The 21000-nt window shown below is 71.4% G+C and carries 20 protein-coding genes; 12 read left to right on the top strand and 8 right to left on the bottom strand.

Going from position 1 to position 21000, the window contains the following annotated elements:
* Positions 1-14 precede the first annotated feature (14 nt).
* Positions 15-281 (bottom strand): flavin reductase, encoded by a 267-nt coding sequence (locus F8271_RS03870; protein WP_151488189.1) that lies wholly within the window; start codon positions 279-281, stop codon positions 15-17.
* Between the two features lie 173 nt (positions 282-454).
* Between F8271_RS03870 and F8271_RS03865 the strand changes: the two genes are divergently transcribed.
* Positions 455-1648 carry a helix-turn-helix domain-containing protein gene (locus tag F8271_RS03865; RefSeq protein WP_151488188.1) on the top strand — a complete coding sequence of 398 codons (1194 nt, stop codon included), beginning with the start codon at positions 455-457 and terminating at the stop codon, positions 1646-1648.
* Positions 1649-2198: 550 nt separating this feature from the next.
* On the opposite strand, the gene F8271_RS03860 is transcribed toward F8271_RS03865, so the two are convergent.
* Both F8271_RS03860 and F8271_RS03855 read right to left on the bottom strand, forming a co-directional pair.
* Positions 2199-2465: a hypothetical protein gene (locus F8271_RS03860; protein WP_151488187.1), complete on the bottom strand. Its 267-nt coding sequence runs from the start codon at positions 2463-2465 to the stop codon at positions 2199-2201.
* Positions 2462-2704 carry a hypothetical protein gene (locus F8271_RS03855; RefSeq protein WP_151488186.1) on the bottom strand — a complete coding sequence of 81 codons (243 nt, stop codon included), beginning with the start codon at positions 2702-2704 and terminating at the stop codon, positions 2462-2464. Before F8271_RS03855 ends, F8271_RS03860 begins: the two co-directional genes overlap by 4 nt.
* Positions 2705-2842: 138 nt before the next feature.
* Between F8271_RS03855 and F8271_RS03850 the strand changes: the two genes are divergently transcribed.
* The 7 genes from F8271_RS03850 (at position 2843) to ispG (ending at position 9131) form a co-directional block, all read left to right on the top strand.
* Complete coding sequence (locus F8271_RS03850; protein WP_151488185.1) at positions 2843-3724, top strand: helix-turn-helix transcriptional regulator; 882 nt, start codon at positions 2843-2845, stop codon at positions 3722-3724.
* Positions 3714-3911: a DUF397 domain-containing protein gene (locus F8271_RS03845; protein WP_151488184.1), complete on the top strand. Its 198-nt coding sequence runs from the start codon at positions 3714-3716 to the stop codon at positions 3909-3911. Before F8271_RS03850 ends, F8271_RS03845 begins: the two co-directional genes overlap by 11 nt.
* A 29-nt stretch (positions 3912-3940) precedes the next feature.
* A complete protein-coding gene (locus F8271_RS03840; RefSeq protein ID WP_151488183.1) occupies positions 3941-4576 on the top strand; it encodes a hypothetical protein in 636 nt (211 codons plus the stop codon).
* 106 nt (positions 4577-4682) lie between these two features.
* Positions 4683-5342, top strand: coding sequence for a Uma2 family endonuclease (locus tag F8271_RS03835; RefSeq protein ID WP_151488182.1), 660 nt, complete (start codon positions 4683-4685; stop codon positions 5340-5342).
* Between the two features lie 146 nt (positions 5343-5488).
* Positions 5489-6700: a 1-deoxy-D-xylulose-5-phosphate reductoisomerase gene (gene dxr, locus F8271_RS03830; RefSeq protein WP_151488181.1), complete on the top strand. Its 1212-nt coding sequence runs from the start codon at positions 5489-5491 to the stop codon at positions 6698-6700.
* The gene (locus F8271_RS03825; RefSeq protein WP_151488180.1) at positions 6700-7950 is read left to right on the top strand and encodes an RIP metalloprotease; all 1251 of its coding nucleotides are present in this window, start codon (positions 6700-6702) and stop codon (positions 7948-7950) included. The genes dxr and F8271_RS03825 overlap by 1 nt, the downstream gene beginning before the upstream one ends.
* A gap of 8 nt (positions 7951-7958) precedes the next feature.
* Complete coding sequence (gene ispG / locus F8271_RS03820; protein WP_151488179.1) at positions 7959-9131, top strand: flavodoxin-dependent (E)-4-hydroxy-3-methylbut-2-enyl-diphosphate synthase; 1173 nt, start codon at positions 7959-7961, stop codon at positions 9129-9131.
* A gap of 83 nt (positions 9132-9214) precedes the next feature.
* Here ispG and F8271_RS03815 read toward each other — a convergent pair whose 3' ends face one another.
* The gene (locus F8271_RS03815) at positions 9215-9373 is read right to left on the bottom strand and encodes a hypothetical protein (protein ID WP_370461851.1); all 159 of its coding nucleotides are present in this window, start codon (positions 9371-9373) and stop codon (positions 9215-9217) included.
* Between the two features lie 202 nt (positions 9374-9575).
* Here F8271_RS03815 and F8271_RS03810 point away from each other — a divergent pair, with 202 nt between their 5' ends.
* Positions 9576-10415, top strand: a complete 840-nt coding sequence (locus F8271_RS03810; RefSeq protein WP_151488178.1) for a DUF4081 domain-containing GNAT family N-acetyltransferase — start codon at positions 9576-9578, stop codon at positions 10413-10415.
* 113 nt (positions 10416-10528) lie between these two features.
* On the opposite strand, the gene F8271_RS03805 is transcribed toward F8271_RS03810, so the two are convergent.
* Complete coding sequence (locus F8271_RS03805; RefSeq protein ID WP_151488177.1) at positions 10529-11095, bottom strand: hypothetical protein; 567 nt, start codon at positions 11093-11095, stop codon at positions 10529-10531.
* A gap of 1002 nt (positions 11096-12097) precedes the next feature.
* Between F8271_RS03805 and F8271_RS03800 the strand changes: the two genes are divergently transcribed.
* Positions 12098-15649 (top strand): ABC transporter ATP-binding protein, encoded by a 3552-nt coding sequence (locus F8271_RS03800; RefSeq protein ID WP_151488176.1) that lies wholly within the window; start codon positions 12098-12100, stop codon positions 15647-15649.
* A gap of 51 nt (positions 15650-15700) precedes the next feature.
* Here the strand turns inward: F8271_RS03800 and F8271_RS03795 are convergent, their stop codons facing one another.
* The 3 genes from F8271_RS03795 to F8271_RS03785 form a co-directional block, all read right to left on the bottom strand.
* On the bottom strand, positions 15701-16768 hold the full coding sequence (locus F8271_RS03795) for an NADH:flavin oxidoreductase/NADH oxidase (protein ID WP_151488175.1): 1068 nt from the start codon (positions 16766-16768) through the stop codon (positions 15701-15703).
* Positions 16769-17088: 320 nt separating this feature from the next.
* Positions 17089-17760: a DUF998 domain-containing protein gene (locus F8271_RS03790; RefSeq protein ID WP_225854143.1), complete on the bottom strand. Its 672-nt coding sequence runs from the start codon at positions 17758-17760 to the stop codon at positions 17089-17091.
* A complete protein-coding gene (locus tag F8271_RS03785) occupies positions 17753-18718 on the bottom strand; it encodes a glutathione S-transferase family protein (protein ID WP_151488174.1) in 966 nt (321 codons plus the stop codon). The genes F8271_RS03790 and F8271_RS03785 overlap by 8 nt, the downstream gene beginning before the upstream one ends.
* A gap of 107 nt (positions 18719-18825) precedes the next feature.
* Here F8271_RS03785 and pcaF point away from each other — a divergent pair, with 107 nt between their 5' ends.
* The gene (gene pcaF / locus F8271_RS03780; protein WP_151488173.1) at positions 18826-20031 is read left to right on the top strand and encodes a 3-oxoadipyl-CoA thiolase; all 1206 of its coding nucleotides are present in this window, start codon (positions 18826-18828) and stop codon (positions 20029-20031) included.
* Positions 20032-20167: 136 nt separating this feature from the next.
* Positions 20168-20998 (top strand): SAM-dependent methyltransferase, encoded by an 831-nt coding sequence (locus F8271_RS03775; RefSeq protein WP_370461853.1) that lies wholly within the window; start codon positions 20168-20170, stop codon positions 20996-20998.
* The last annotated feature ends 2 nt before the right edge of the window (positions 20999-21000 follow it).

The following is a 21000-nucleotide window of genomic DNA, read 5'->3' as shown; positions in this document are numbered from 1 at the left end:
GCGCCCCGCCGGGATCACCGCCCCGGCGGGGCGCTCTCGCTACTGTGGCGGCCGTCGGATGGCTCGTAGGGCCAGGTGAAGAACCGGCGATACAGCGTCCCCGACGTGGTGGCCGGCATGTCCACGCACGCCTCGACGAAGAACCGCGACAGGTAGAGCATCAGCGACACCCGCGCCCCGGCGAACTCCGCCAACAACTGGCGCTTGCGCGACGGGCACGGCCACGCCAGCCCACACCCCGCACAGCTCCACGCCGGGCGAACCGGCACGTGCATCGACATCGCTGCTCATCCCTCCGGAGACGTGTGGTCTACGGTGGGAGGGCCGGGCACGCACCCGGGTATGAAGACTGCCGATCTTCGTAACCGGTCCCGGCCCTCCCGGAACAGCACCAGCCAGGTCCGGACTCGATGCACGTCCCCGCTGGGCCTGCCACCAGGATCAGCGGAAAGAGATGACCATGGAACCACCGCAGAGTCTTCCCCCGTCTACACCCGACACCGCCGACCTCGGCGCGAAGCTGCGGGCCGCCCGTGAGGCCGCCGGTCACAGTCTTGCCGGCATGGCCGCGCTCACCCACTTCAGCAAGCCCTACCTCGGCCTCGTCGAAACCGGCCGCCGCCCTGCCACCCCCGACGTCGTCGAACGCTACGAACACGCCCTCGGCGTGCCGATCGGTACCCCACACGACCCGGTCCGGCTTACCCACGAATGGCTCATCGGCGACCCACCCGTCCCCGCGCAGCTACGCGCCGGCCGTCGTATCGGCACCGGGCTCATCAGGGCGCTGGAATCCCGGGTGATCGAACTTCGGCACCTGGACGACACCGTCGGCAGCCGCACCCTGCTCCCCGTCATCCGCACCGAACTCGACCAGGCCGAGCACCTCGCCCGCACCGCCTCTTACACCGATGCCTCCGGTAAACGGCTGTACACCGTGATCGGTGAACTGGCCCAACTCGCCGGCTGGGTCGCCAGCGACGCCGGCCGCTACCCCGACGCCCAACGCCTCTACATGTCCGGCGTCACCGCCGCCGACGTAGCCGGCGACCGGGCACTCGGCGCGCAACTGCTGTCCAGCCTCGCCTACCAGATCACCAACGTCGGCAAACGTGAAGACGCGCTGCTCATCGCCCGGTCCGCCGTCACCGGCGCCCCCGATGCCAGTCCACTCGTACGCGCGCTGCTGCTGGAACGCCTCGCCTGGGCCGCCGCCCGAGCCCGCGACACCGACACCACCCGCCGTGCCCTCGACGCCGTCGACGACGCGTACGACCAGCGTTCCGGCAACGTCGCCGAGCCCGAATGGGTCTACTGGCTCAACCGGACCGAGATCGATGTCATGGCCGCCCGCTGCCTCATCGAACTCGGCCAACCCGCCACCGCCGAACCCCTGCTGACGCGAGCACTCGCCACCTACAACCGCGACCACGCCCGCGAGGTCGCTCTCTACCAAACCTGGCTCGCCGAAGGCCACGCTCGTGCAGGCGAGTTCGACGCCGCTCGCGCCGTCCTGCGCCGCATCGACAGCACCGCCATCGACGCCGGGTCCGCACGCCTCCACCGCCGCATCGCCGCCGTCGATCGCCTCATCGACCGCCGCGCACAGAAGAAGCCCGCCAACAGCACCAGACGACCGACCGAGTAGACGCCCCGGCCGACGGCTCGCTCAGCCCGACGTGCGCCCACGTTGCTGTCACGACTGCGGTCAAAATCGTCGACAATCGATTAACTGTCGACGGGAGGTTGAGCGAAAGCCCAGCTCCCTGCCAAGATCGACACCATGACGTCGCCGCAGCCGCCGTAACAACGCCACACGTACTATGTGCTCGCCGGCAACACTCCGGTCTGCGGGAGGAAGATCAGCCGCCGGTCGGTGAGGACGGCGAACTGTTTCTTGGTCTGCGACAGCGCGTGGCCCACCGCCCCGGCGCCGGCCGTGATCAGTCCCTGCGAGCGACCGTCCCGAGTCGACCCGCCGAGTAACTCCCGACCATCGCCCGGGTCGCGGTGACCGGCTGTTCCCCGGGCTGCAGGATCGACGCCACCGGCTCGAACGCGCGCGACTGAAGTTTCTGGTTCATGTGGTCCCCTCCGTGTTTGACCATGAACACCGCTGGTGCTCGCGGAGCAGGACACGCTGGGCCATCCGTCGATCAGACGCACGATCATGACGATCGGTCATGCTCGGCGTCGGGTCACCCGCGGCGACGGGCCAGCCCGCAGGGGCCGTCGTGGGCGTCGGGCCGCCGGCAACGGTCCGCGCCGTCGAGCTGGGCGTCGCAGAACACTCGGGTACGCAGAAACTGCGCGTCCTCCTCGCTGAGCGTGGTTTCACCGAAGTCGACGACGGCGAGGTGACCGAGCGAGTCGCGCAGCGCCACGGCCAGCGCCGTGACCTCGTCGAGACTGGTCAGAGTGGTCGGCAGGTGGATGATCCAGCGGGGCTCGGTTGCGACGCTCATGGCAGGACCACCGTTCCTCCGCCCACCAACGTCTGGATCTGCCCGTCGGTCAGGCCGCGTTCGTGGAGGACGCGGCGGCCCCAGCGGTGCAGCCGGCACGGGTGCCGAGCGTCGTCCTTGCGGCAGCGCTCGCCGTCCGGTCGCTGCACGGGGGCGTGCACGCTGACCGCCCGTAGCGCGAACACGACGTCCTCTTTGGTCACGTAGGGCGGTAGCGGCAGCTCGTCGGTCGTCTCCATGGCCGTCCTTCGGTCGGGGTGTTCGGGGGAGGTGGTCATCAACGAGCGTCATTCTGATGCTGGCCTGGCGCAATCTTTCGGGGCAGAATGCGGACCAAGGGATGAGGTGTCTTACGCGACGACAGTCAGGGAGATGACGTGGACGACTCCGGCAGCACAGTTCCACGGAGGCAGCTCGGCAGATACCTGAGAGAGCTTCGCGAAAACGCGTACGTGACAGTCACCGCGGCGGCCAAGGAATTGGAGTGGTCGGCACCCCGGATCTGGCGGTACGAGACCGGGCAGGTCTCCATGCACCCGAACGATGTGGCGGCCATGTGCCGCGTCTACGGCGCGTCCCCGGAGACGATCGAGACGATGCGGGCGCTGGCCCGGGAGACCAAGGCGCACGGCTGGTGGCACAGCTACGGCGAGGCGATCAAGGACTGGTTCAAGCTGTACGTCGGCCTGGAAGCCGCCGCCACGAGGATTCGGAAGTACGAAGCCGATCTCATCCCGGGCTTGTTGCAGACGGTCGAGTACATGACCGAGCTGATCGCCACCGACCAGCCGCAGTTGGGCGAGTCGGAGCGTCAGGCGAAGGTCGACGTGCGGCTTCGCCGCCAGCGCCTGCTGGCTCGGGCGGTGCCCAGGGCTCCACGCCTCGACGTCATCCTGAGCGAGGCGGTGCTGCGCCGCCCACTGCGCGATCGTGCGGCGATGGCCCGGCAGTTGGAGTCGCTTGTGGTGTCGTCGCGGCAGCACAACATCGGCATCCGGGTGCTGCCGTTCGATGCGGGGCTGGTCCGCTGGGCGCAGGCCGGCACCTTCACGATGCTCGACTTCCCGTCCGACGTGCGCGAGCCGGAGCCGACGACCATCTACATGGACGGGCCGTGCGGCGCGGTCTACCTTGACAAGACCCACGAGATCGAGATCTACGAAGACGCGTGGCGCTCCCTCGGCGAGCGGGCGCTCAGCGCCGACGAGTCCCGCGAGTCGATCGCGGCCATGGCGAAGGAGATGACCGATGGTGCGTGACGGAGTCTGGCGTACGTCGACCCGGTCCGGCAGTGAGGGCGACTGCGTCGAGGTGGCGGGGTTCGCCGAGACGGTCGGCGTACGCGACAGCAAGGACCGGCAGGGGCCGGCGCTGACCTTCACCGAGTCGGCCTGGTCCGACTTCGTCGTGGCGACCCGTGCAAGGCAGTTCACCACCCGCCGCTGAGGTCCCGCGATGTCCGGGGAGCGTCTGCCGTGACCGATCACCATGCCTATCTGAACATCCGCTCCCGCTGCGGAGCCACCTTCGATCTTTCGGTCAGGTTGCCCGACCAGGTCTTCCGTGAAATCGGCGACGAGTCGCTGTTCTGTGAGTTCGACAGGGTCCTCACCCCGGAGTTCTGGCCGGCGCTCTCTGCGATGGCCCGTTGGCACGGCGACGAGCACGTCGAGCTGCTGGTCCTTGAGCCGGATTGCGATGGGTACTACCTGTCGGAGTACCAGTCCTACCCGGCTCTATCGTTGTCCGTCGAGGCCGGCGAGGACGACTACTGGGCGCTGATTGGTCACGAGGCTGCCAGAGACATCTTCGGTTCGATCGCGATTTCGGCGAACGTCGTTGCGGTGACCGGGCCTTCCCGCAGATGGGGATGCTGGGGTGAGCGGGATCCTGAAGTGGCGGTCTTCCGGGGGTTTCCCACCTCGGCGGTGCGCGGCGAATGGCAGGAGCAGTTCGGGCCCATGCTGGACGCATCCGGCGCGCTGCAGGAGTACCTGCCGCGGGCGTTTCCCGGTTGGACCGTCCCGGACGTGTGGGCCGCAACCCTTGCCGCCAATTACGGCGACGGGGTCGTGCCACCCCGGCTCGTTGATCAGGATCAGTGCGGTTGACCGTGAGTCACTTGGGTTGTCGGACTGGGTGTGCGATGACGCGTTCTGAGGGCTGCGGTGGCTAGGCTGAGCTGAGCAGAATGTCCCGCTGAGGGGGTGAGCCCGGATGGCCCAGGCAGCGTTCGCACCGGAGCCGGTGCCGCAGCACACCGAGCCGTCGTTCGACGTGCTGCGGTGGCACGACGAGCCGTGGACCGCGCAGCTCGCCCTCGACCTGTTGCCGGAGACCAACGGCCCCAAGGTTGAGGTCCTGAGCGGAAGCGTGATCGTGACACCACCCGCGGGAATCGATCATCAGTCGGTCGAGCGGGAGCTGCCATATGTGCTGCACCGTGCTGCGCGGAAGGCCGGATTCTGGGTCTATCCGGAGATCAACGTCCTCTCCGGGGATGATCTCTTCATTCCGGACATCGCTGTGCTGCGCAAATCAGGTGGTGGCCGTACGACGGTTCCCATCGCCGAGGCGGTGCTGCTGGGGGAGATCGTGTCCCCCGGAAATCGACGCAAGGACGTGATCGATCGACCCCGGGAGTACGCCGCCGCCGGTGTGCCGTTCTTCCTGCGGGTGGACCTGCGCAACCGGGTGCCGACCATCGCCCTGTTCGAGTTGGTCGACGGGGAGTACCGGCCGTTGGCCGCCGCTGCGGCAGGAAGCATCTTCGCGATGCGGGAGCCGTTCGAGTTCGCCATCGACCCGGCGGAACTACTGGACGAGGAGGGGCCGACGGATGTAGCCGCGACCGACTCGGCCGGTGGCACTTCTTGATCGACACGGTTTCGGCGATGTGGGGGTGTCCGAGAGCTGGGGATACCCCGACATCGGCGATCTGGAGTTGATCAGCGCCGCGAGCGCGGAGGGCGACGGCTGAGGCTCCCAGCGGGCGTTCAGCGGCGGTGGGGAAGAATGGCCTCGTGACTTCCCCCCGCGACCTCGTCCTGCTCGGGTCCACCGGTTCGATCGGCACGCAGGCCGTCGACATCGTCCGGCGTAACCCGGACCGGTTCCGGGTGGTCGCCGTGGGTGCGGGCGGCGGCAACGTCGAACTGCTCGCCGCGCAGGCCCTGGAGTTGGGCGTCGAGGTGGTCGGGGTGGCCAAGGCGTCCGCCGCGCAGGACCTCCAGCTCGCGTTCTATGCCGAGGCGAGTCGGCGTGGGTGGGCCACCGGCGACTTCAAGCTCCCCAAGATCGTGGCCGGGCCGGACGCGATGACCGAGCTGGCCCAGTGGCCGTGCGACGTCGTGCTCAACGGGGTGGTGGGCTCGCTGGGCCTCGCTCCTACGCTGGCCGCACTGCGCGGTGGTCGTACCCTCGCCCTGGCCAACAAGGAGTCGCTCGTCGCCGGCGGCCCGCTGGTGAAGGCCGCGGTGACGCGGCCGGGGCAGATCGTGCCGGTCGACTCGGAGCATTCGGCGCTGGCCCAGTGCCTGCGGTCCGGGACGCGCGGTGAGGTGCGACGGTTGGTCGTCACGGCCAGCGGCGGGCCGTTCCGGGGTCGGCGGCGCGACGAGTTGACGCAGGTCACACCCGAGCAGGCGCTCGCGCACCCGACGTGGAACATGGGACCGGTCGTCACGATCAACTCTGCGACGATGGTCAACAAGGCGCTGGAGGTGATCGAGGCGCACGAGTTGTTCGACGTGCCCTACGCCGACATCACCGTCATGGTGCACCCGCAATCGGTGATCCACTCGATGGTCGAGTTCGTCGACGGGTCGACGATCGCCCAGGCCAGCCCACCGGACATGCGGCTGCCCATCGCGCTGGGCATCGGCTGGCCGGACCGGGTGCCCGACGCCGCCTCCGCCGTCGACTGGACGGCCGCGCACACCTGGGAGTTCGCGCCGCTGGACGACGCCGCGTTCCCGGCCGTCGCGCTGGCCAAGGCCGCCGGGGAGGCCGGGCGGTGCCGCCCGGCGATCTACAACGCGGCGAACGAGGAGTGCGTGGCGGCCTTCGTGGCCGGTCGACTGCCGTTCCTGGGGATCGTCGACACCCTCGAGCGGGTGTTGGAGGACGCTCCGGACTTCGCCGAACCAGGTACCGTCGAGGACGTGCTCGCGGCCGAGTCGTGGGCGCGCGCGCACGCCCAGGAGATCATCGCGGGTTCGGTGGAAGGAGCTTGATGGCTAACCTGCTCGGGGTGGCGCTCTTCGCCCTGGCCATTCTCGTCTCGGTGAGCCTGCACGAGGCCGGTCACATGGTGACCGCCAAGGCATTCGGGATGAAGGTCACCAAGTACTTCGTCGGCTTCGGTCCGACCCTCTGGTCGTTCAAGCGGGGCGAGACGGAGTACGGCATCAAGGGCATTCCGCTCGGCGGCTTCTGCAAGATCGTCGGGATGACCGCGCAGGACGACGACGTCGACCCGGCCGACGAGCCGCGCGCGATGTGGCGCTACCCGGTCTGGAAGCGGACGATCGTCATGTCCGCGGGCTCGATCACCCACTTCGCGCTGGCCCTGGTCGCCATCTGGATCGCCGCCGTCACCCTCGGCCTGCCCAACCAGAACTTCCCCACCACCGACGCGGAGATCCGCCAGGAGCCGGCGGTGATCGCGCTGTCCGACTGCGTGATCCCCGACAGCGCACCCCGGGCCTGCGCCCCCGGCGACGCCGCCAGCCCCGCCGCCCAGGCGCACCTGCGCGACGGCGACCGGATCACCTCCGTCAACGGCACGCCGATCAACAACTACGGCGAGATGCTCGTCGCCCTGCGCGCGCTCAAGCCGGGCGACACCGCGAAGCTCGACTACGTCCGCGATGGGCAGCCGGGTACGACCAGCACGGTCCTCGCGCAGACCCAGCGGCCGCCGCTCGACGACCCGAAGGGCACCGTCGCCCCCGTTGCCGCGCTCGGCGTCGGCCTCGTGCCCAGCACCCCGACCCGCGTGACGTACGGGCCGGTCGCCGCGTTCGGCGCCACCGGCGACTTCACCAAGGAGTTGGCCGTCGGCACCGTGCAGGCGTTGCAGCGGCTGCCGCAGAAGGTGCCCGCCCTGTGGACCGCCATCACCGGCGGCGAACGTGACGTGGACACCCCGATCAGCGTCGTCGGCGCCAGCCGGCTCGGTGGCGAGGCGTTCGCCAACAAGGCGTGGCTGCTGTTCGTGACCCTGTTCATCTCGCTGAACTTCTTCATCGGCGTGTTCAACCTGCTGCCGCTGCTCCCGCTCGACGGCGGCCACATCGCCATCGCCTGGTTCGAACGGGCGCGCTCCTGGCTGTACGCGAAGATCGGCCGCGCCGACCCCGGGCGGGTCGACTACCTCAAACTGATGCCCTTCACGTACGTGGTGATCCTGATCGGTGGCGTGTTCACGCTGCTGACCATCACCGCGGACGTCGTCAACCCGATCACGCTCTTCCCAAGGTGAGTGCTGAAGTGACCGCAATCAGGCTCGGTATGCCGGCCGTACCGCCCCCGCCGCTCGCTCCCCGCCGCGCCAGCCGCCAGATCATGGTCGGCTCGGTGCCGGTCGGTGGCGGTGCGCCGGTGTCCGTGCAGTCGATGACCACCACCCTCACCTCCGACGTCAACGCCACGCTCCAGCAGATCGCCGAGCTGACCGCGTCCGGCTGCCAGATCGTCCGGGTGGCGGTGCCGTCCCAGGACGACGTCGAGGCCCTGCCGGCGATCGCCAAGAAGTCGCAGATCCCGGTCATCGCCGACATCCACTTCCAGCCCAAGTACGTCTTCGCCGCCATCGACGCCGGCTGCGCGGCCGTCCGGGTCAACCCGGGCAACATCCGCCAGTTCGACGACAAGGTCAAGGAGATCGCTCGTGCCGCCGGGGCGGCGGGGGTGCCGATCCGCATCGGCGTCAACGCCGGCTCCCTGGACAAGCGGCTGCTGTCCAAGTACGGCAAGGCGACCGCCGAGGCGCTCGTCGAGTCGGCGCTGTGGGAGTGCTCGCTGTTCGAGGAGCACGGCTTCCGCGACATCAAGATCTCGGTCAAGCACAACGACCCCGTCGTGATGATCCGCGCGTACCGGCAGCTCGCCGAACAGTGCGACTACCCGCTGCACCTGGGCGTCACCGAGGCCGGCCCGGCCTTCCAGGGCACCATCAAGTCGGCGGTCGCCTTCGGCGCCCTGCTCGCCGAGGGCATCGGCGACACCATCCGGGTGTCGCTGTCCGCCCCGCCGGTCGAGGAGATCAAGGTCGGCAACCAGATCCTGGAGTCGCTGGGTCTGCGCGAGCGCGGCCTGGAGATCGTCTCCTGCCCGTCCTGCGGGCGCGCCCAGGTGGACGTGTACAAGCTCGCCGAGGAGGTCACCGCCGGCCTGGAAGGGCTGCCGGTGCCGCTGCGGGTCGCCGTCATGGGCTGCGTCGTCAACGGTCCGGGTGAGGCCCGCGAGGCCGACCTCGGCGTCGCCTCGGGCAACGGCAAGGGCCAGATCTTCGTCAAGGGGCAGGTCGTCAAGACGGTGCCCGAGGCGCAGATCGTGGAGACGCTCATCGAAGAGGCGCTGCGGATCGCCGACGAGATGGGCGCCGAGCTTCCCGAGGAGCTGCGCGGGCTGGTCACCGGCCCGACGGTCACCGTGCACTGATTTTCCTTGTGGAAAAGCGGCCGTTCCCCGCACGGGGAACGGCCGCTTTTCTGTGCGCTGTGCTCGTGTGGCGCTGGCGCGCGTCACTCGGATTCGGCGAGGATCGCATACAGCTTGCGGCGGGTTTCGTCGAGCACCTGGGCGGCCCGCTCACGCTGGTCGTCGGTGCCGTTCATCATCACCTGCCGCAGGGCGTTCATCGCCTGCGCGCCGGAGTCGCGGATGTCGTGCCAGCTGCTCACCGTGCCCTGGGCGGCACAAGCCGTACCTGGGTGGATCGCGCTGGGAGTGCTGTTCCTCCCGCTCGGTGCCCTGGTGCCCCCGGTTGTCGGGTGGGCCGGCCGGACCCGTTCGACCAGCCCGGCCACCGAGCCGCTGACCGTCTGAGGCCGGGCTCGCCACTCGGCCGGCGAGGTGGGGGGTGGATCTGGCAGGCTGGTAGTCGTGCTGACGGTGCCGGTACGGCAACTGGGGGAATCGGAGCGCCGCGCGGTCGAGCGCCTGCTCGATCGTGACCCGTTCGCGGGCGCGCAGGTCGCCGAGCGCATCGCCGCGCGCGGGCTGTCCTGGTGGCGGGCCGAAGGGCGGATCCTGGGGTACGGCGCCCGGCGCAACCTCGAATCGCTGTGCTGGCTCGGCGGCAACCTGACGCCGGTGCTCGCCAGCGACGCCGCCGTGTCCGCCTTCGCCGATCTGCTCGCCGGGGAGGAGCGGCTCTGCTCCTCCATCGTCGGCCGAGCGGACGCCGTCCTCGGCCTCTGGGACCGGCTCTCCGGCACGTGGGGCCCGGCCCGCGACGTCCGCCCCAACCAGCCGCTCCTGGCCACCGACACCCTGCCGGCCGTACCGGCCGATCCAGAGGTACGCCGCGTCCGCTCCGGCGAGGTCGACCGACTGTTTCCGGCAGCCGTCGCCATGTACACCGAGGAGGTCGGCGTCTCCCCGCTGGCCGAGGACGCCGGTCGTAGCTACCGCCGCCGGGTCAACGACCTGGTCCGCGCCGGCCGCGCGTACGCCCGGTTCGTCGACGGCAAGGTCGTGTTCAAGGCCGAGTTGGCCGTCGTGACCAAACGGACCGCCCAGGTCCAGGGCGTGTGGGTCGCGCCGGAGTGGCGGGGTCGCGGCATCGCCGCCGGCGCCATGGCCGCAGTGGTACGCGACGCGCTGCTCCGGGTCGCCCCCACGGTCAGCCTGTACGTCAACGACTTCAACCTTCCGGCCCGCCGGGTGTACGAGCGCTGCGGCTTCCAACCGGTCGGCACCCTCGCCACCGTCCTCTTCTGAGCGGGGGCTTCTGCCCACGGCGTTCCTTGTGGTCGCGGGCCTGTCTTCGATCCACGATTCACGTCTGGGTATGACGAAGGCCGGCACTCTGTCGAGTGCCGGCCTTCGGTGTGTCAGCTGTTCCAGTGCTGGTTGACCAGGTCGGTGGCCTGCTGTTCCCACTGGGCGTAGGCGTCCGGGTAGGCCGACACCTGCACCGTCTGCGCGGCGTCGGTCAGCGCCATGTCCTGCCAACCATCAACCTGCGTGAGGCCCTTGAGGAACGCCGTCGTGGAGTAGCCGGGGTCGGTGATCTGCTCCGGCGTGCCCCAACCCGAGCTCGGGCGCTGCTGGAACAGGCCCAACGAGTCGTGATCGTTGGCGTCACCCAGGTGACCCAGGTTCTCCAGCTTCGACTCCTGCAAACTCGTCGCGATCGAAATCACCGCGGCCCGCTCGGGCAGGCCAGCCTTCTTCGTCGCGGCGATGATCGCCTTCACGTTCGCGGTCTGCTCACCGTTCAGGTCGATGCGCGACTGCTCACCCTGCGGCTTCGGCGCACCACTCTGCACCGCCACCGCGACAGGCTTGGCGTCCACGACCGGGGTGGCGGCGTGGGCGGCGATCGGACCGGCGAACACACCACCGGCGAACGCGAGACCCGCAACAGACAGCACACTCTTACGGAAGATCGTGGTCATGGGGATAGCTCCTTCGGGGGTAGAAACACCCACACCGCCAAGGGGAAAAACGGCGGGCAGGGTGCGAGCACCACGTCCGGCGCTGCACAAACACACGGGGGAAAGTCTGCGGACCTGCGAGCCGGGGGCTCGCGGCGCCGGTGTCGGCGGCCTACCGAGCGGGGGCTCGGGGCGCCGGGACCGGGTATAACGACCGGCGGGCCGGGGTCATTCCCGGGGGCGGCCCATCCATCGGCGCCTGCATCTTGGCGGCGCCTGATCGCTGGCCGGGTCTGCAACGACCGGACCGGGCCGGGCATTCCAACCCCGCGTCGGGGTCGAGCCGGCGGCGGTGGTCCTGCGATCGTCAGGGTGTGTAACGACCCCCGGCCCGGCATGATTCCGCCGCCGGGGTGCACCCGGTCACAGCGCAGAAGGCCCCGAGACGGACAGAGCCCCCATCCGGCACGGCAGGCGCGGCCGGGTCACAGCAACAAACCCCCACGGCCGGACAAACCGCCGACCCCACGCGACCAGCCACGGCCCATGTGAGCCGTGCGGGCGGTGATCCACTCGGATTCCATGAAGGCGGGGCGTCCAGGGCTGGTTGATGCCCCGATATGGCGATCTTTTGGTGATCACGCCTCGCACCTACGCTGGGTCATGTTTGCCTCGACCAGGCCGACCTGACCGCGCTGCGCAAGCGGATGACCGCGATGGCCGCCACGGCGCGGCAGATCGCGGACGCGGCGCCGCACCTGGCCGACGACGTGGCCGCCGCGCGCGGCAAGGTCGACGAACTGGCCGCCGGGCTGGGCACCCTCGCCGACGGCAGCGCCGAGTTGCGACCACCGTGGACGACTAGACGATTCGTGGCCGGTCCGAACAGGGCTTGCTCGGCATCGTGCGAAGGGTTGCGCAGACCTGACCGGAAGCCCTGCTCAGGGCGGGTAAATCGGTTGAGTCGACGGGGGTGTTGCCGGCACGCTGGGTGTTCCGCCACCCACGTCCGGAGGACCTCCGATGCGCCTGCTCCGTGATCTGTGGGGCACCTCGCCACGCCGCCTGACGGTCGTGGCCATCCTGATCGTCCTCGGCGCCGCGGGTCAGGCGGGCGCGTCGGCGCTGGCCGGCCCGGTGCTGCTGCACCGCTCGACCGGCTTCTTCACGGTGCTGGCGGTGGCGCTGGTCGCCGTGGTGCTCAGCGACCTCGCGGTCAGCCTGCTGATGGCCAGCCTGACGGCGGACTGGTCCGCCGACGTCCGACGGCGGCTGTGCCAGGTGGCTCTCGGGCAGGACCTGCCCACCCTGGAGACCACCCCGGTCGGCGAGATGCTGGACCGCATCGACGGCGACGTCTACCAGGTGGCCTCGTCGGTGCGCAACGAGGGCACCCGGCTGGCCCAGGGGCTCTGCGTGGGCCTGCTGTCGATGGTGGTCACGCTGGCGGTCTGGTGGCCGGCCGGGCTCGCCATGCTGGCGCTCACCGTGGCGCTCGCCGTCGGCCTGCGCCGGCCGACCGCGCGGATCGCCCCGGCCCGGATGGCCGAGGAGGAGGCGTGGTCGGACCTGGCCGCGGTGATGGAGGAGGCCGTCCACGGGCAGGACGACGTGCGGACCAGCCTGGCCCGGCCGTACGTCTTGCGGCTGTACGCCCGACGGGCCGCGGCCGTGCTCTCCCGCGGCCGGCGGGTGTGGGTGATGTCGGCCCGGGTGAACGCGACAGCCGCGGCGACGATCCGGGGCGGGATCGCCGCGGTGGTGCTCGGCGGAGCGTGGGCACTGGCCACCGGCCAGATCGACGCCGCCCGGCTGACCGCCGTCTGGCTGCTCGCCCTGGCCTTCGGCGCCACGGTCGAGCACCTGAGCCGGATGGTGCCGGAGTTGCAGTACGCGCTGGGTGCCTGGGCCCGGGTGCAACTGCTCCAGGATGCCCGGCAGGAGCCGGCGGGCGGGGTCAGTCCCACCGACGGTGACCTGCGCATTCGTGACCTGACCTTCGGTTACCAGGTCGGCGACTCCGAGGGCGCTCGGGGGCCGGCGCTGCGCGGGGTCAGCCTCACCTTCACCCGTGGTCGCTCGTACGCGTTGATCGGTCGGACCGGTTCCGGGAAGTCGACCCTGGCGAAGGTGCTCACCCGGGCCGTGGACGTGCCACCGGGGGCGGTCTTCCTCGGCGACACCGACCTGTGCGACCTCGACGTCGAGGAGTTGCGCCGGTGGGTGGCCGTGGTGCCGCAACGCACCGAGATCCTCGCCGGAACGCTGGCCGAGAACGTGGCGCTCTTCGACCCGGCGCTGCTCGATGCCGCCGCTCGTGCCCTCGACGAGCTGGGCCTGACCGGCTGGATCGCCGAGCTGCCCGACGGCCTGGGGACCCGGCTGGGCGAGGGCGGCCACGTCCTCTCGGCGGGGCAGGAGCAGCTCGTGGCGTTCGCCCGGATCCTGGTCCGCGACCCGCACGTGGTGATCCTCGACGAGGCCACGGCACGGCTCGACCCGGTCACCGAGGCGCGGGTGCAGCGGGCCACCGAGCGGCTGCTGCGCGACCGGATCGGCGTCGTCATCGCACACCGGCTCTCCTCGGTGCGCCGCTGCGACGAGGTGGTGGTGTTGGCCGACGGCGCGGTGGTGGAGGCCGGCCCGCTGGAGGCGTCGACCCGCTTCGCCGAGCTGTTGGCGACCAGCCACGCCGCCGCGTACGTCGGTGCCGGGCCGGCGGGGCGCACCGCCACCGATCTGCTCCCCGCCCCCGGCGAGGCCTGGCCGGACCTGCCGCTGCCGGCCGACCCGGCGCCGACGGGGCCATGGCCGGACCAGTCCGCCGAACGGCCGGACGGCGCGGGAGACCGTCCCGTCGCGCCGGCGCGGGCCGACCCGCCGCCGCTGCCGCCCGACCCCAGGGCCCGGACGCTGCGGGAGATCGTGCGGCTGTGCGGCAACGACCCCCGGTACGGGCTGGCGGCGGTCGCGATGTTCCTGCTGATCACCCTGCTCGGGCTGGACGGCCCGGTGCTGCCCTGGCTCTGGGCCGACCTGGTCGACGGCGTCGGCGGGCCGTACCTGCCGGCGCTGGGGATCGTCGCCGGGCTGCTGGTCACCCTGCCGGTGCCGTACTACACCCACATCTGGTTCCCCCAGTGGTGGGTGGGTCAGATGCTGCGGATCAGCCTGCGCCTGGTGCACGGGCAGACCGGGCCGCGTCGGGTCAGCCGACACACCCCGGCCGAGGTGGTGGCGCAGGGCGGTGACACCGAGCGGGTGGTCCAGCTCGCCGACAACGTGCTGGACCAGATGGTCGCCGTGGTCCTGGTGGTGGCCATGACGCTGGTCTCCGGCAGCTTCGTACCGGCGCTGTTCTTCGCCGGCACGATGGTGGTCTCCGGGCTGGCCGCGACGCTCTTCGGGCCAAAGCTGGAGCGCTCGGCGCGGGCCACCGTCGCGGCCCGGGCCGCCTTCGCCACGGCGCTGGTCTCGACACTGTCGGCGGCACGGTCGGTGAAGCTGGCCGGGGCGACCGGGTCGGTGCTGCGTCACCTGGCCAACCTGGACGCGCTGCGCAGTGACCGGCAGCGCCGGGAGATCAGCGTGCAGGTGTGGTCCCGCTCCACCCCGTCGCTGGCCAGTGGCCTGTTGCCGATCGCGGCGTGGGCGCTCTATCTGGCCGGTGACCTCTCCGCCGGCGCGGTCCTGGTGGCTGTCGCCACCCTGTCGGCGGCCCGCTGGATCGCCTGGACCACCGCGTCGCTGATCTCCCAGCTGCCCTCGGCGCGCGTGTGGACCCGGCGGACGGTGGCGATGACCGGGGTGAGCGCGTACTCGGCGGCCGTGCCGGACGTGGACCTGGTCGCCGGGACGGCACCCGCGCCGACGTCGCCGCCCCGCCACCCGCTGCGCCGGCTGGAGCTGCGTGGCTTCGGGGTGGTGCACTCCGACGGCGTGCTGGCCGTGCGCGACGTCGACCTGACCGTGTCGCGCGGGCAGTTGGTGCTGGTCGTCGGGCCGGTCGGCTCCGGAAAGTCGTCCCTGCTGCGGGCGTTGGCCGGGATCGTGCACCACACCGGGGAGCTGTCGTGGAACGGTGACCCGGTCACCGAGCCCGAGCTGTTCCTGCGACCCAACCAGGTCGGCTACGTCGGTCAGTTGCCCCGGGTGCTCTCCGGCACGGTGGCCGACAACGTCACGCTCGGCCACCAGGTGGACGCCGCCGCGGCGATCTCCACCGCCCAGCTCGACCATGACCTGGCCGCCGCGGGCGGCGGGTTGGGTCTGCTCATCGGGCACAAGGGCACCCGGCTCTCCGGCGGTCAGCTTCAGCGGCTGGCGTTGGCACGGGCGTTGGCGCCGCGTACCGAACTGCTGGTCGCGGACGACGTGTCGTCGGCGCTGGACGTCACCACCGAGCTGGCGCTGTGGGAGGCGCTGCGCGAGCACGGGGTGACCGTCGTCGGCTCGACCGCGAAGCGGGCCGCGCTGGTCCGCGCCGACCACGTGGTGGTGCTGCTCGGCGGCACGGTGGCGGCCCAGGGGTCGTGGCGCGACCTGGAGGGCGACTGGTCGCACCTCGCCGGCTGACGTCGGTCGGGCGGCCGCCGAGCACGGCGGCGGCCACCCGACCGGCGGGGTTCAGGCGGCGCGGGCGTACTGGGCGGGCCCGCTGTACGCGACGCCGAGCTTCGCGGCGGCGCGGCGGGGCCAGTACGGGTCACGCAGCAGCTCCCGACCGAGCAGCACCAGGTCGGCGTCGCCACTGGCGATGATCTGCTCGGCGTGCTCCGGCTCCACGATGAGGCCCACCGCGCCGGTCGGCACACCGGCCTCGCGGCGGATCTGGGCGGCCAGCGGCACCTGGTAGCCGGGGCTGAGGGCGATCCGCTGGTGCGGGCTCACGCCACCGGTGGAGGTGTCGACGAGATCCACGCCGACACCGGCCAGCTCACTGGCGAGCACGACGCTGTCCTCGATCGTCCAGCCGCCCTCGACCCAGTCGGTGGCGGAGATCCGGGTGAGCACCGGCACGTCCTCGCCGACCACGGCACGCACCGCGCGGGCCACGTCCAGGGTGAGTTTCATCCGACCGGCGCGGTCACCGCCGTACTCGTCGGTGCGCTTGTTGGTCAGCGGCGAGAGGAACTCGTTGAGCAGGTAGCCGTGCGCGGCGTGGACTTCCACGGCGGCGAACCCGGCGTCGAGAGCGCGTTCCGCGGCGGCGGCGAACGCGTCCACGACGCCGGCGATGCCCGCCGCGTCGAGGGCGGTGGGCACCCGGTAGGTGGCGTTGTACGGCTCCGGGCTCGGCGCGACCGGCGTCCAGCCGCCCTCCGAGTCCGGTACGCCACCGTCGGCCGGCGCCCACGGCCGGTAGGTGGACGCCTTGAACCCGGCGTGCGCGAGCTGGACGGCCGGCACCGCGCCATGTGCGGCGACGAAGGCGGTGACGGGTCGCCACGCGTCCACGTGCGCGCCGGACCACAGCCCGGTGTCCTGGGGGCTGATCCGCCCCTCGGGGAGTACGGCGGTGGCCTCGGTCAGCACCAGCCCGGCTCCGCCCACGGCGCGGGTGCCGAGGTGGATCAGGTGCCAGTCGGTGGGCAGGCCGTCGGGGCCGGCCGAGTACTGGCACATGGGCGCCATGGCGATCCGGTTGGGCAGGGTGACCCCGCGCAGGGCGAGTGGTGTGAACAGGGAGCTCATGTCGTCATCCTCTCGATACGGCGTCGGACCCCCCGAACGAGGGGTCCGACGCGGTAAGAACGGGTCAGGCGGGGACGGGGTTCAGTTCCGGCCGGATGTCGGCGGCGGCTGGCTCCGGCTCGGTGCGGTCCCGATGGCGCAGCCGGACGTATCCAATGGTCTGATCCGGGCGGGGTGGGAGCGTTACGCCCGACAGATGCCGCTGGCCTGCAGTCGGAGATCGACATACAGGCGAACGGTGAGGCCCCAGACATTGGTCATCGGTGACCGACGTTACCCCGGCACGCCTCCATCGCAACGAGTGTCAGCCGTGAGGCTCCTTACAGACCGTCCCGCTGGCGGGTCAGCGCCAACGCGGTGGCGGTGGTCAGGCCCCAGAGCACCACGAGCCCGAGGACCAGCCGCTCCACCATGCCCACCAGGGCGCCCCGGCCGACGACGAGCATGGCCAGCCCGACCGTGGCGCAGAGCGGCAACGTCAGCGCGACCGTGCCGCCGGACACCCGCCGTACCACCGGGCCGACCGGCCCGGACACGGTGAGCGCGACCATGGCGAAGACCACCACCGCGGTCGCCGCGATGCTCGCGCCGCCGTGCACGAGGTCGGCCACCGTGGTCCGCTCGAACGGCGGCAACGGACAACCGGCCGAGCAGGTCACCGCCCCCGACACGGCCGTGAGAACGGCACCGCTGGCGAGCAGAGCCGGCGCCGCCCGCACACCGGGAGGCAGCGCCGCGGCGACCAACAGCAACGCGGCGGCCAGGGCGAGAACCCCGATCCGGTACGTCACGGCGTGCGCGCTGCCGGCGATACCGGCCTCACTGACGTACCCCGTGAGCCCTGGACCGGGACCGGCGACCAGCGCGACCGTCACCGCGGCCGCGCCGGCCAGCGTGCATCCGGCGGCGGCGGCCGACGCGGCGACCCGGCGCCCGACATCCGCCCGGATGCCCGGCGTGCTCGCGGTGCCGGCCCGGGCCCGCTCAGCCACGCCCGTGCGGCGTCGTCCAGCCGGACTCGTCGGGCCCCAGCGGCACGATCCCACTCGGGTTGATCTCGTGGTGGGTGCCGTAGTAGTGCCGCTTGATGTGGTCGAAGTCCACGGTCTCCCCGAAACCCGGCGTCTGGAACAGGTCCCGGGCGTACGCCCAGAGCACCGGCATCTCGGTCAGCTTGGAGCGGTTGCACTTGAAGTGCCCGTGGTACGCGGCGTCGAAGCGGACCAGCGTGGTGAACAGCCGCACGTCGGCCTCGGTGATCGCGTCGCCCATCAGGTAGCGCTGCCCGTCGAGCCGGTCGGAGAGCAGGTCGAGCCGGGCGAAGAGCGCCCGGAACGCCTCGTCGTACGCCTCCTGGGAGGTGGCGAACCCGCATCGGTAGACGCCGTTGTTGACGTCGGCGTGGATGTCGGTCATCAGCGCGTCCATCTCCGGGCGCAGCTCGACCGGGTACAGGTCCGGTGCGTCGGGCGCGTGCAGCCGCCGCCACTCGGTGGAGAAGTCGAGGGTGAGCTGCGGGTAGTCGTTGGTGACCACCCGCCCGGTCAGGGTGTCGACCAGCGCCGGCACGGTCACCCGGCCGGTGTAGTCCGGGTCGGTGGCCAGGTACGCCTCGGAGAGGAAGCCGACGCCGAGGACCGGGTCGAAGCCGTCCGGGTCGAGGGCGAACGCCCAGCCCCGCTCGTCGCGGATCGGGTCGACGGTGCCCAGCGAGATCGCGTCGTCCAGCCCGAGCAGACCGCGCACGATCCTCGCCCGGTGCGCCCACGGGCAGGCACGGCACCAGATCAGCCGGTACCGGCCGGCCTCCAGGGGCCAGCGGTCCTGCTCGTCCGGGCCGCCACCGGGCGGGGAGGTCGAATCGGCGGTGACCCGACCGGTGAACCGGTTGGGCTGGCGGACGAACGCGCCGCCGCCACTGGTCTCTGCGCTGAACTGGGCCCGGGCCATGCCGTCAACCTATCCGCTGCCGGCGCGGATATCCTGGCGGCCGGCAGCCCCCCGCGACCCGGTGGGTGTGCCCCACCCCCGCCGTCTGCACCCCCGAAGGACTCGCGATGACCGTGGCATACCTGGTGGCCGGTGTCCGTACCCCGATCGGCCGGTACGCCGGCGCGTTGGCCGGAGTCCGCCCCGACGACCTGGCCGCACACGTGATCCGCGAGCTGGTCGAGCGCCATCCGTCGGTGGACTGGGCCCGGGTGGACGACGTGGTGCTGGGCTGCGCCAACCAGGCCGGCGAGGACAACCGCAACGTGGCCCGGATGGCGGCCCTGCTGGCCGGCCTGCCCGAGGAGGTGCCGGGCAGCACGGTCAACCGGCTCTGCGGCTCCGGCCTGGACGCCCTCGCCACCGCCGCGCGGTCCATCGTCGCCGGGGACGCCGAGCTGGTCGTCGCGGGTGGCGTGGAGAGCATGAGCCGGGCGCCGTTCGTCATGCCGAAGGCGACGTCGGCGTACTCCCGCTCGGCCGAGGTGTACGACACCACGCTGGGCTGGCGGCTGGTCAACCCGCTGATGCGCGACGGCTGGGGGGTCGACTCGATGCCGGAGACGGCGGAGAACGTGGCCGCCGAGTACGGCGTGAGTCGCGCCGAGCAGGACGCGTTCGCGTACCGCTCGCAGCAGCGCGCGGCCAAGGCGCAGGCCGACGGCCGGTTCGCCGAGGAGATCGTGGCGGTGACCGTGCCGGCCGGGCGCGGGGAGACCCGGCTGGTCGAGGTCGACGAGCACCCCCGGGAGACCACGCTTGCGAAGCTGGCGGCGCTGCCCACCCCGTTCCGTGCCGGCGGCACGGTGACCGCCGGGAACTCCTCGGGTGTCAACGACGGCGCGGTCGCGTTGCTGGTGGCCAGCGAGGCGGCGGTGGCCCGGTACGAACTCACTCCGCTGGCCCGTATCGGGGGCGCGGCGGCGGCCGGTGTGCCGCCCCGGATCATGGGAATCGGTCCCGTCCCGGCCACCCGCAAGCTACTCGACCGGGCCGGTGTGCAGCTGGGGGCGGTGGACGTGGTGGAGCTGAACGAGGCGTTCGCCGCGCAGTCCGTGGCGGTGCTGCGCGAGTTGGGGCTGCCCGTCGACGCCGAGCACGTCAACCCGAACGGCGGCGCCATCGCGTTGGGGCACCCGTTGGGCGCCAGCGGTGCCCGGCTGGCGTTGACCGCCGCGCTGGAGTTGCGGCGGCGCGGTGGGCGTCGGGCCCTGGCCACCATGTGCATCGGTGTCGGGCAGGGCATCTCGCTGCTGCTGGAGTCCGCCGGCTGAGTGCGGAAACAGCGCGAAGGGATCTCCCGAACGCTGGAGTCGGCGGCCTAGAGTGGTCCACACCACACCACTCGACCCGCGGGTCCGCCGGTGGTCGCACACGCCCGTCGACGCCGGTGCCGCCCGTGCCGCGGCGATGAACTGGGGAGCACAGATGCCGGACGGACTGCCGACCGAGATCGATCTGACCAGGCCGAGCGCGGCCCGGGTGTACGACTATTTCCTGGGCGGGGCGCACAACTTCGAGATCGACCGGCAGTTGGCCGAGCAGATCGCCAGCATGACCCCGAACCTCGCCGCGACCATGCGCTCCGGCCGCGAGTTCCTGCGCCGGGCCGTCCGGGTGCTGCTCGACGCCGGCATCGACCAGTTCCTCGACATCGGCTCCGGAATTCCCACCGTGGGCAACGTGCACGAGGTGGCCCAGGCGGCGAACCCCAAGGCCCGGGTGGTGTACGTCGACATCGACCCGGTGGCCGTCGCGCACAGCCGCGAACTGCTCGCCGGCAACGACCTGACCGGTGTGATCCACGCCGACCTGCGGGAGCCGGAGCGGATCCTCGCCGAGACCCGCCAGCTCGGGCTGATCGACTTCAGCCGGCCGATGGGCATCCTGCTGGCCGGGGTGGTGCACTTCGTGCCGGACGCCGACCACCCCGATGCGATCCTGGCCACCCTGCGGGCCGCCGCCGCGCCGGGGAGTTTCCTGGTCATCTCGCACTCCACCTTCGAGGACCAGCCGCAGGAGATGCTGGACGCCCAGCGGCTCTCCGCGCGTACCGACACCGAGATCGCCCTGCGCTCGCGTGCCCAGGTCACCGGCTTCTTCGGCGACTGGACCGTCCTCGAACCGGGTGTCGTGCACATGCCGCTCTGGCGTCCGGACTCACCGTCCGACGTGGACGAGCACCCGGAGCGGTTCGGCGCCTTCGGGGGCGTCGCCCGGTACGACCAGCCCGCCGGCTGATC

Origin of the sequence: Micromonospora sp. ALFpr18c (genome assembly GCF_008868155.1) — a bacterium.
Lineage (GTDB): Bacteria > Actinomycetota > Actinomycetes > Mycobacteriales > Micromonosporaceae > Micromonospora.
The sequence above is the reverse complement of the archived record's forward strand: the minus strand, read 5'-3'. Positions and strand labels throughout refer to the sequence as shown.

Coding starts and splice junctions, on each gene's coding strand:
- F8271_RS03870 (WP_151488189.1), bottom strand. CDS start 281: ATGTCGATGCACGTGCCGGTTCGCCCGGCGTGGAGCTGTGCGGGGTGT.
- F8271_RS03865 (WP_151488188.1), top strand. CDS start 455: ATGACCATGGAACCACCGCAGAGTCTTCCCCCGTCTACACCCGACACC.
- F8271_RS03860 (WP_151488187.1), bottom strand. CDS start 2,465: ATGAGCGTCGCAACCGAGCCCCGCTGGATCATCCACCTGCCGACCACT.
- F8271_RS03855 (WP_151488186.1), bottom strand. CDS start 2,704: ATGGAGACGACCGACGAGCTGCCGCTACCGCCCTACGTGACCAAAGAG.
- F8271_RS03845 (WP_151488184.1), top strand. CDS start 3,714: ATGGTGCGTGACGGAGTCTGGCGTACGTCGACCCGGTCCGGCAGTGAG.
- F8271_RS03835 (WP_151488182.1), top strand. CDS start 4,683: ATGGCCCAGGCAGCGTTCGCACCGGAGCCGGTGCCGCAGCACACCGAG.
- F8271_RS03825 (WP_151488180.1), top strand. CDS start 6,700: ATGGCTAACCTGCTCGGGGTGGCGCTCTTCGCCCTGGCCATTCTCGTC.
- F8271_RS03805 (WP_151488177.1), bottom strand. CDS start 11,095: ATGACCACGATCTTCCGTAAGAGTGTGCTGTCTGTTGCGGGTCTCGCG.
- F8271_RS03800 (WP_151488176.1), top strand. CDS start 12,098: ATGCGCCTGCTCCGTGATCTGTGGGGCACCTCGCCACGCCGCCTGACG.
- F8271_RS03795 (WP_151488175.1), bottom strand. CDS start 16,768: ATGAGCTCCCTGTTCACACCACTCGCCCTGCGCGGGGTCACCCTGCCC.
- F8271_RS03785 (WP_151488174.1), bottom strand. CDS start 18,718: ATGGCCCGGGCCCAGTTCAGCGCAGAGACCAGTGGCGGCGGCGCGTTC.
- pcaF (WP_151488173.1), top strand. CDS start 18,826: ATGACCGTGGCATACCTGGTGGCCGGTGTCCGTACCCCGATCGGCCGG.
- F8271_RS03775 (WP_370461853.1), top strand. CDS start 20,168: ATGAACTGGGGAGCACAGATGCCGGACGGACTGCCGACCGAGATCGAT.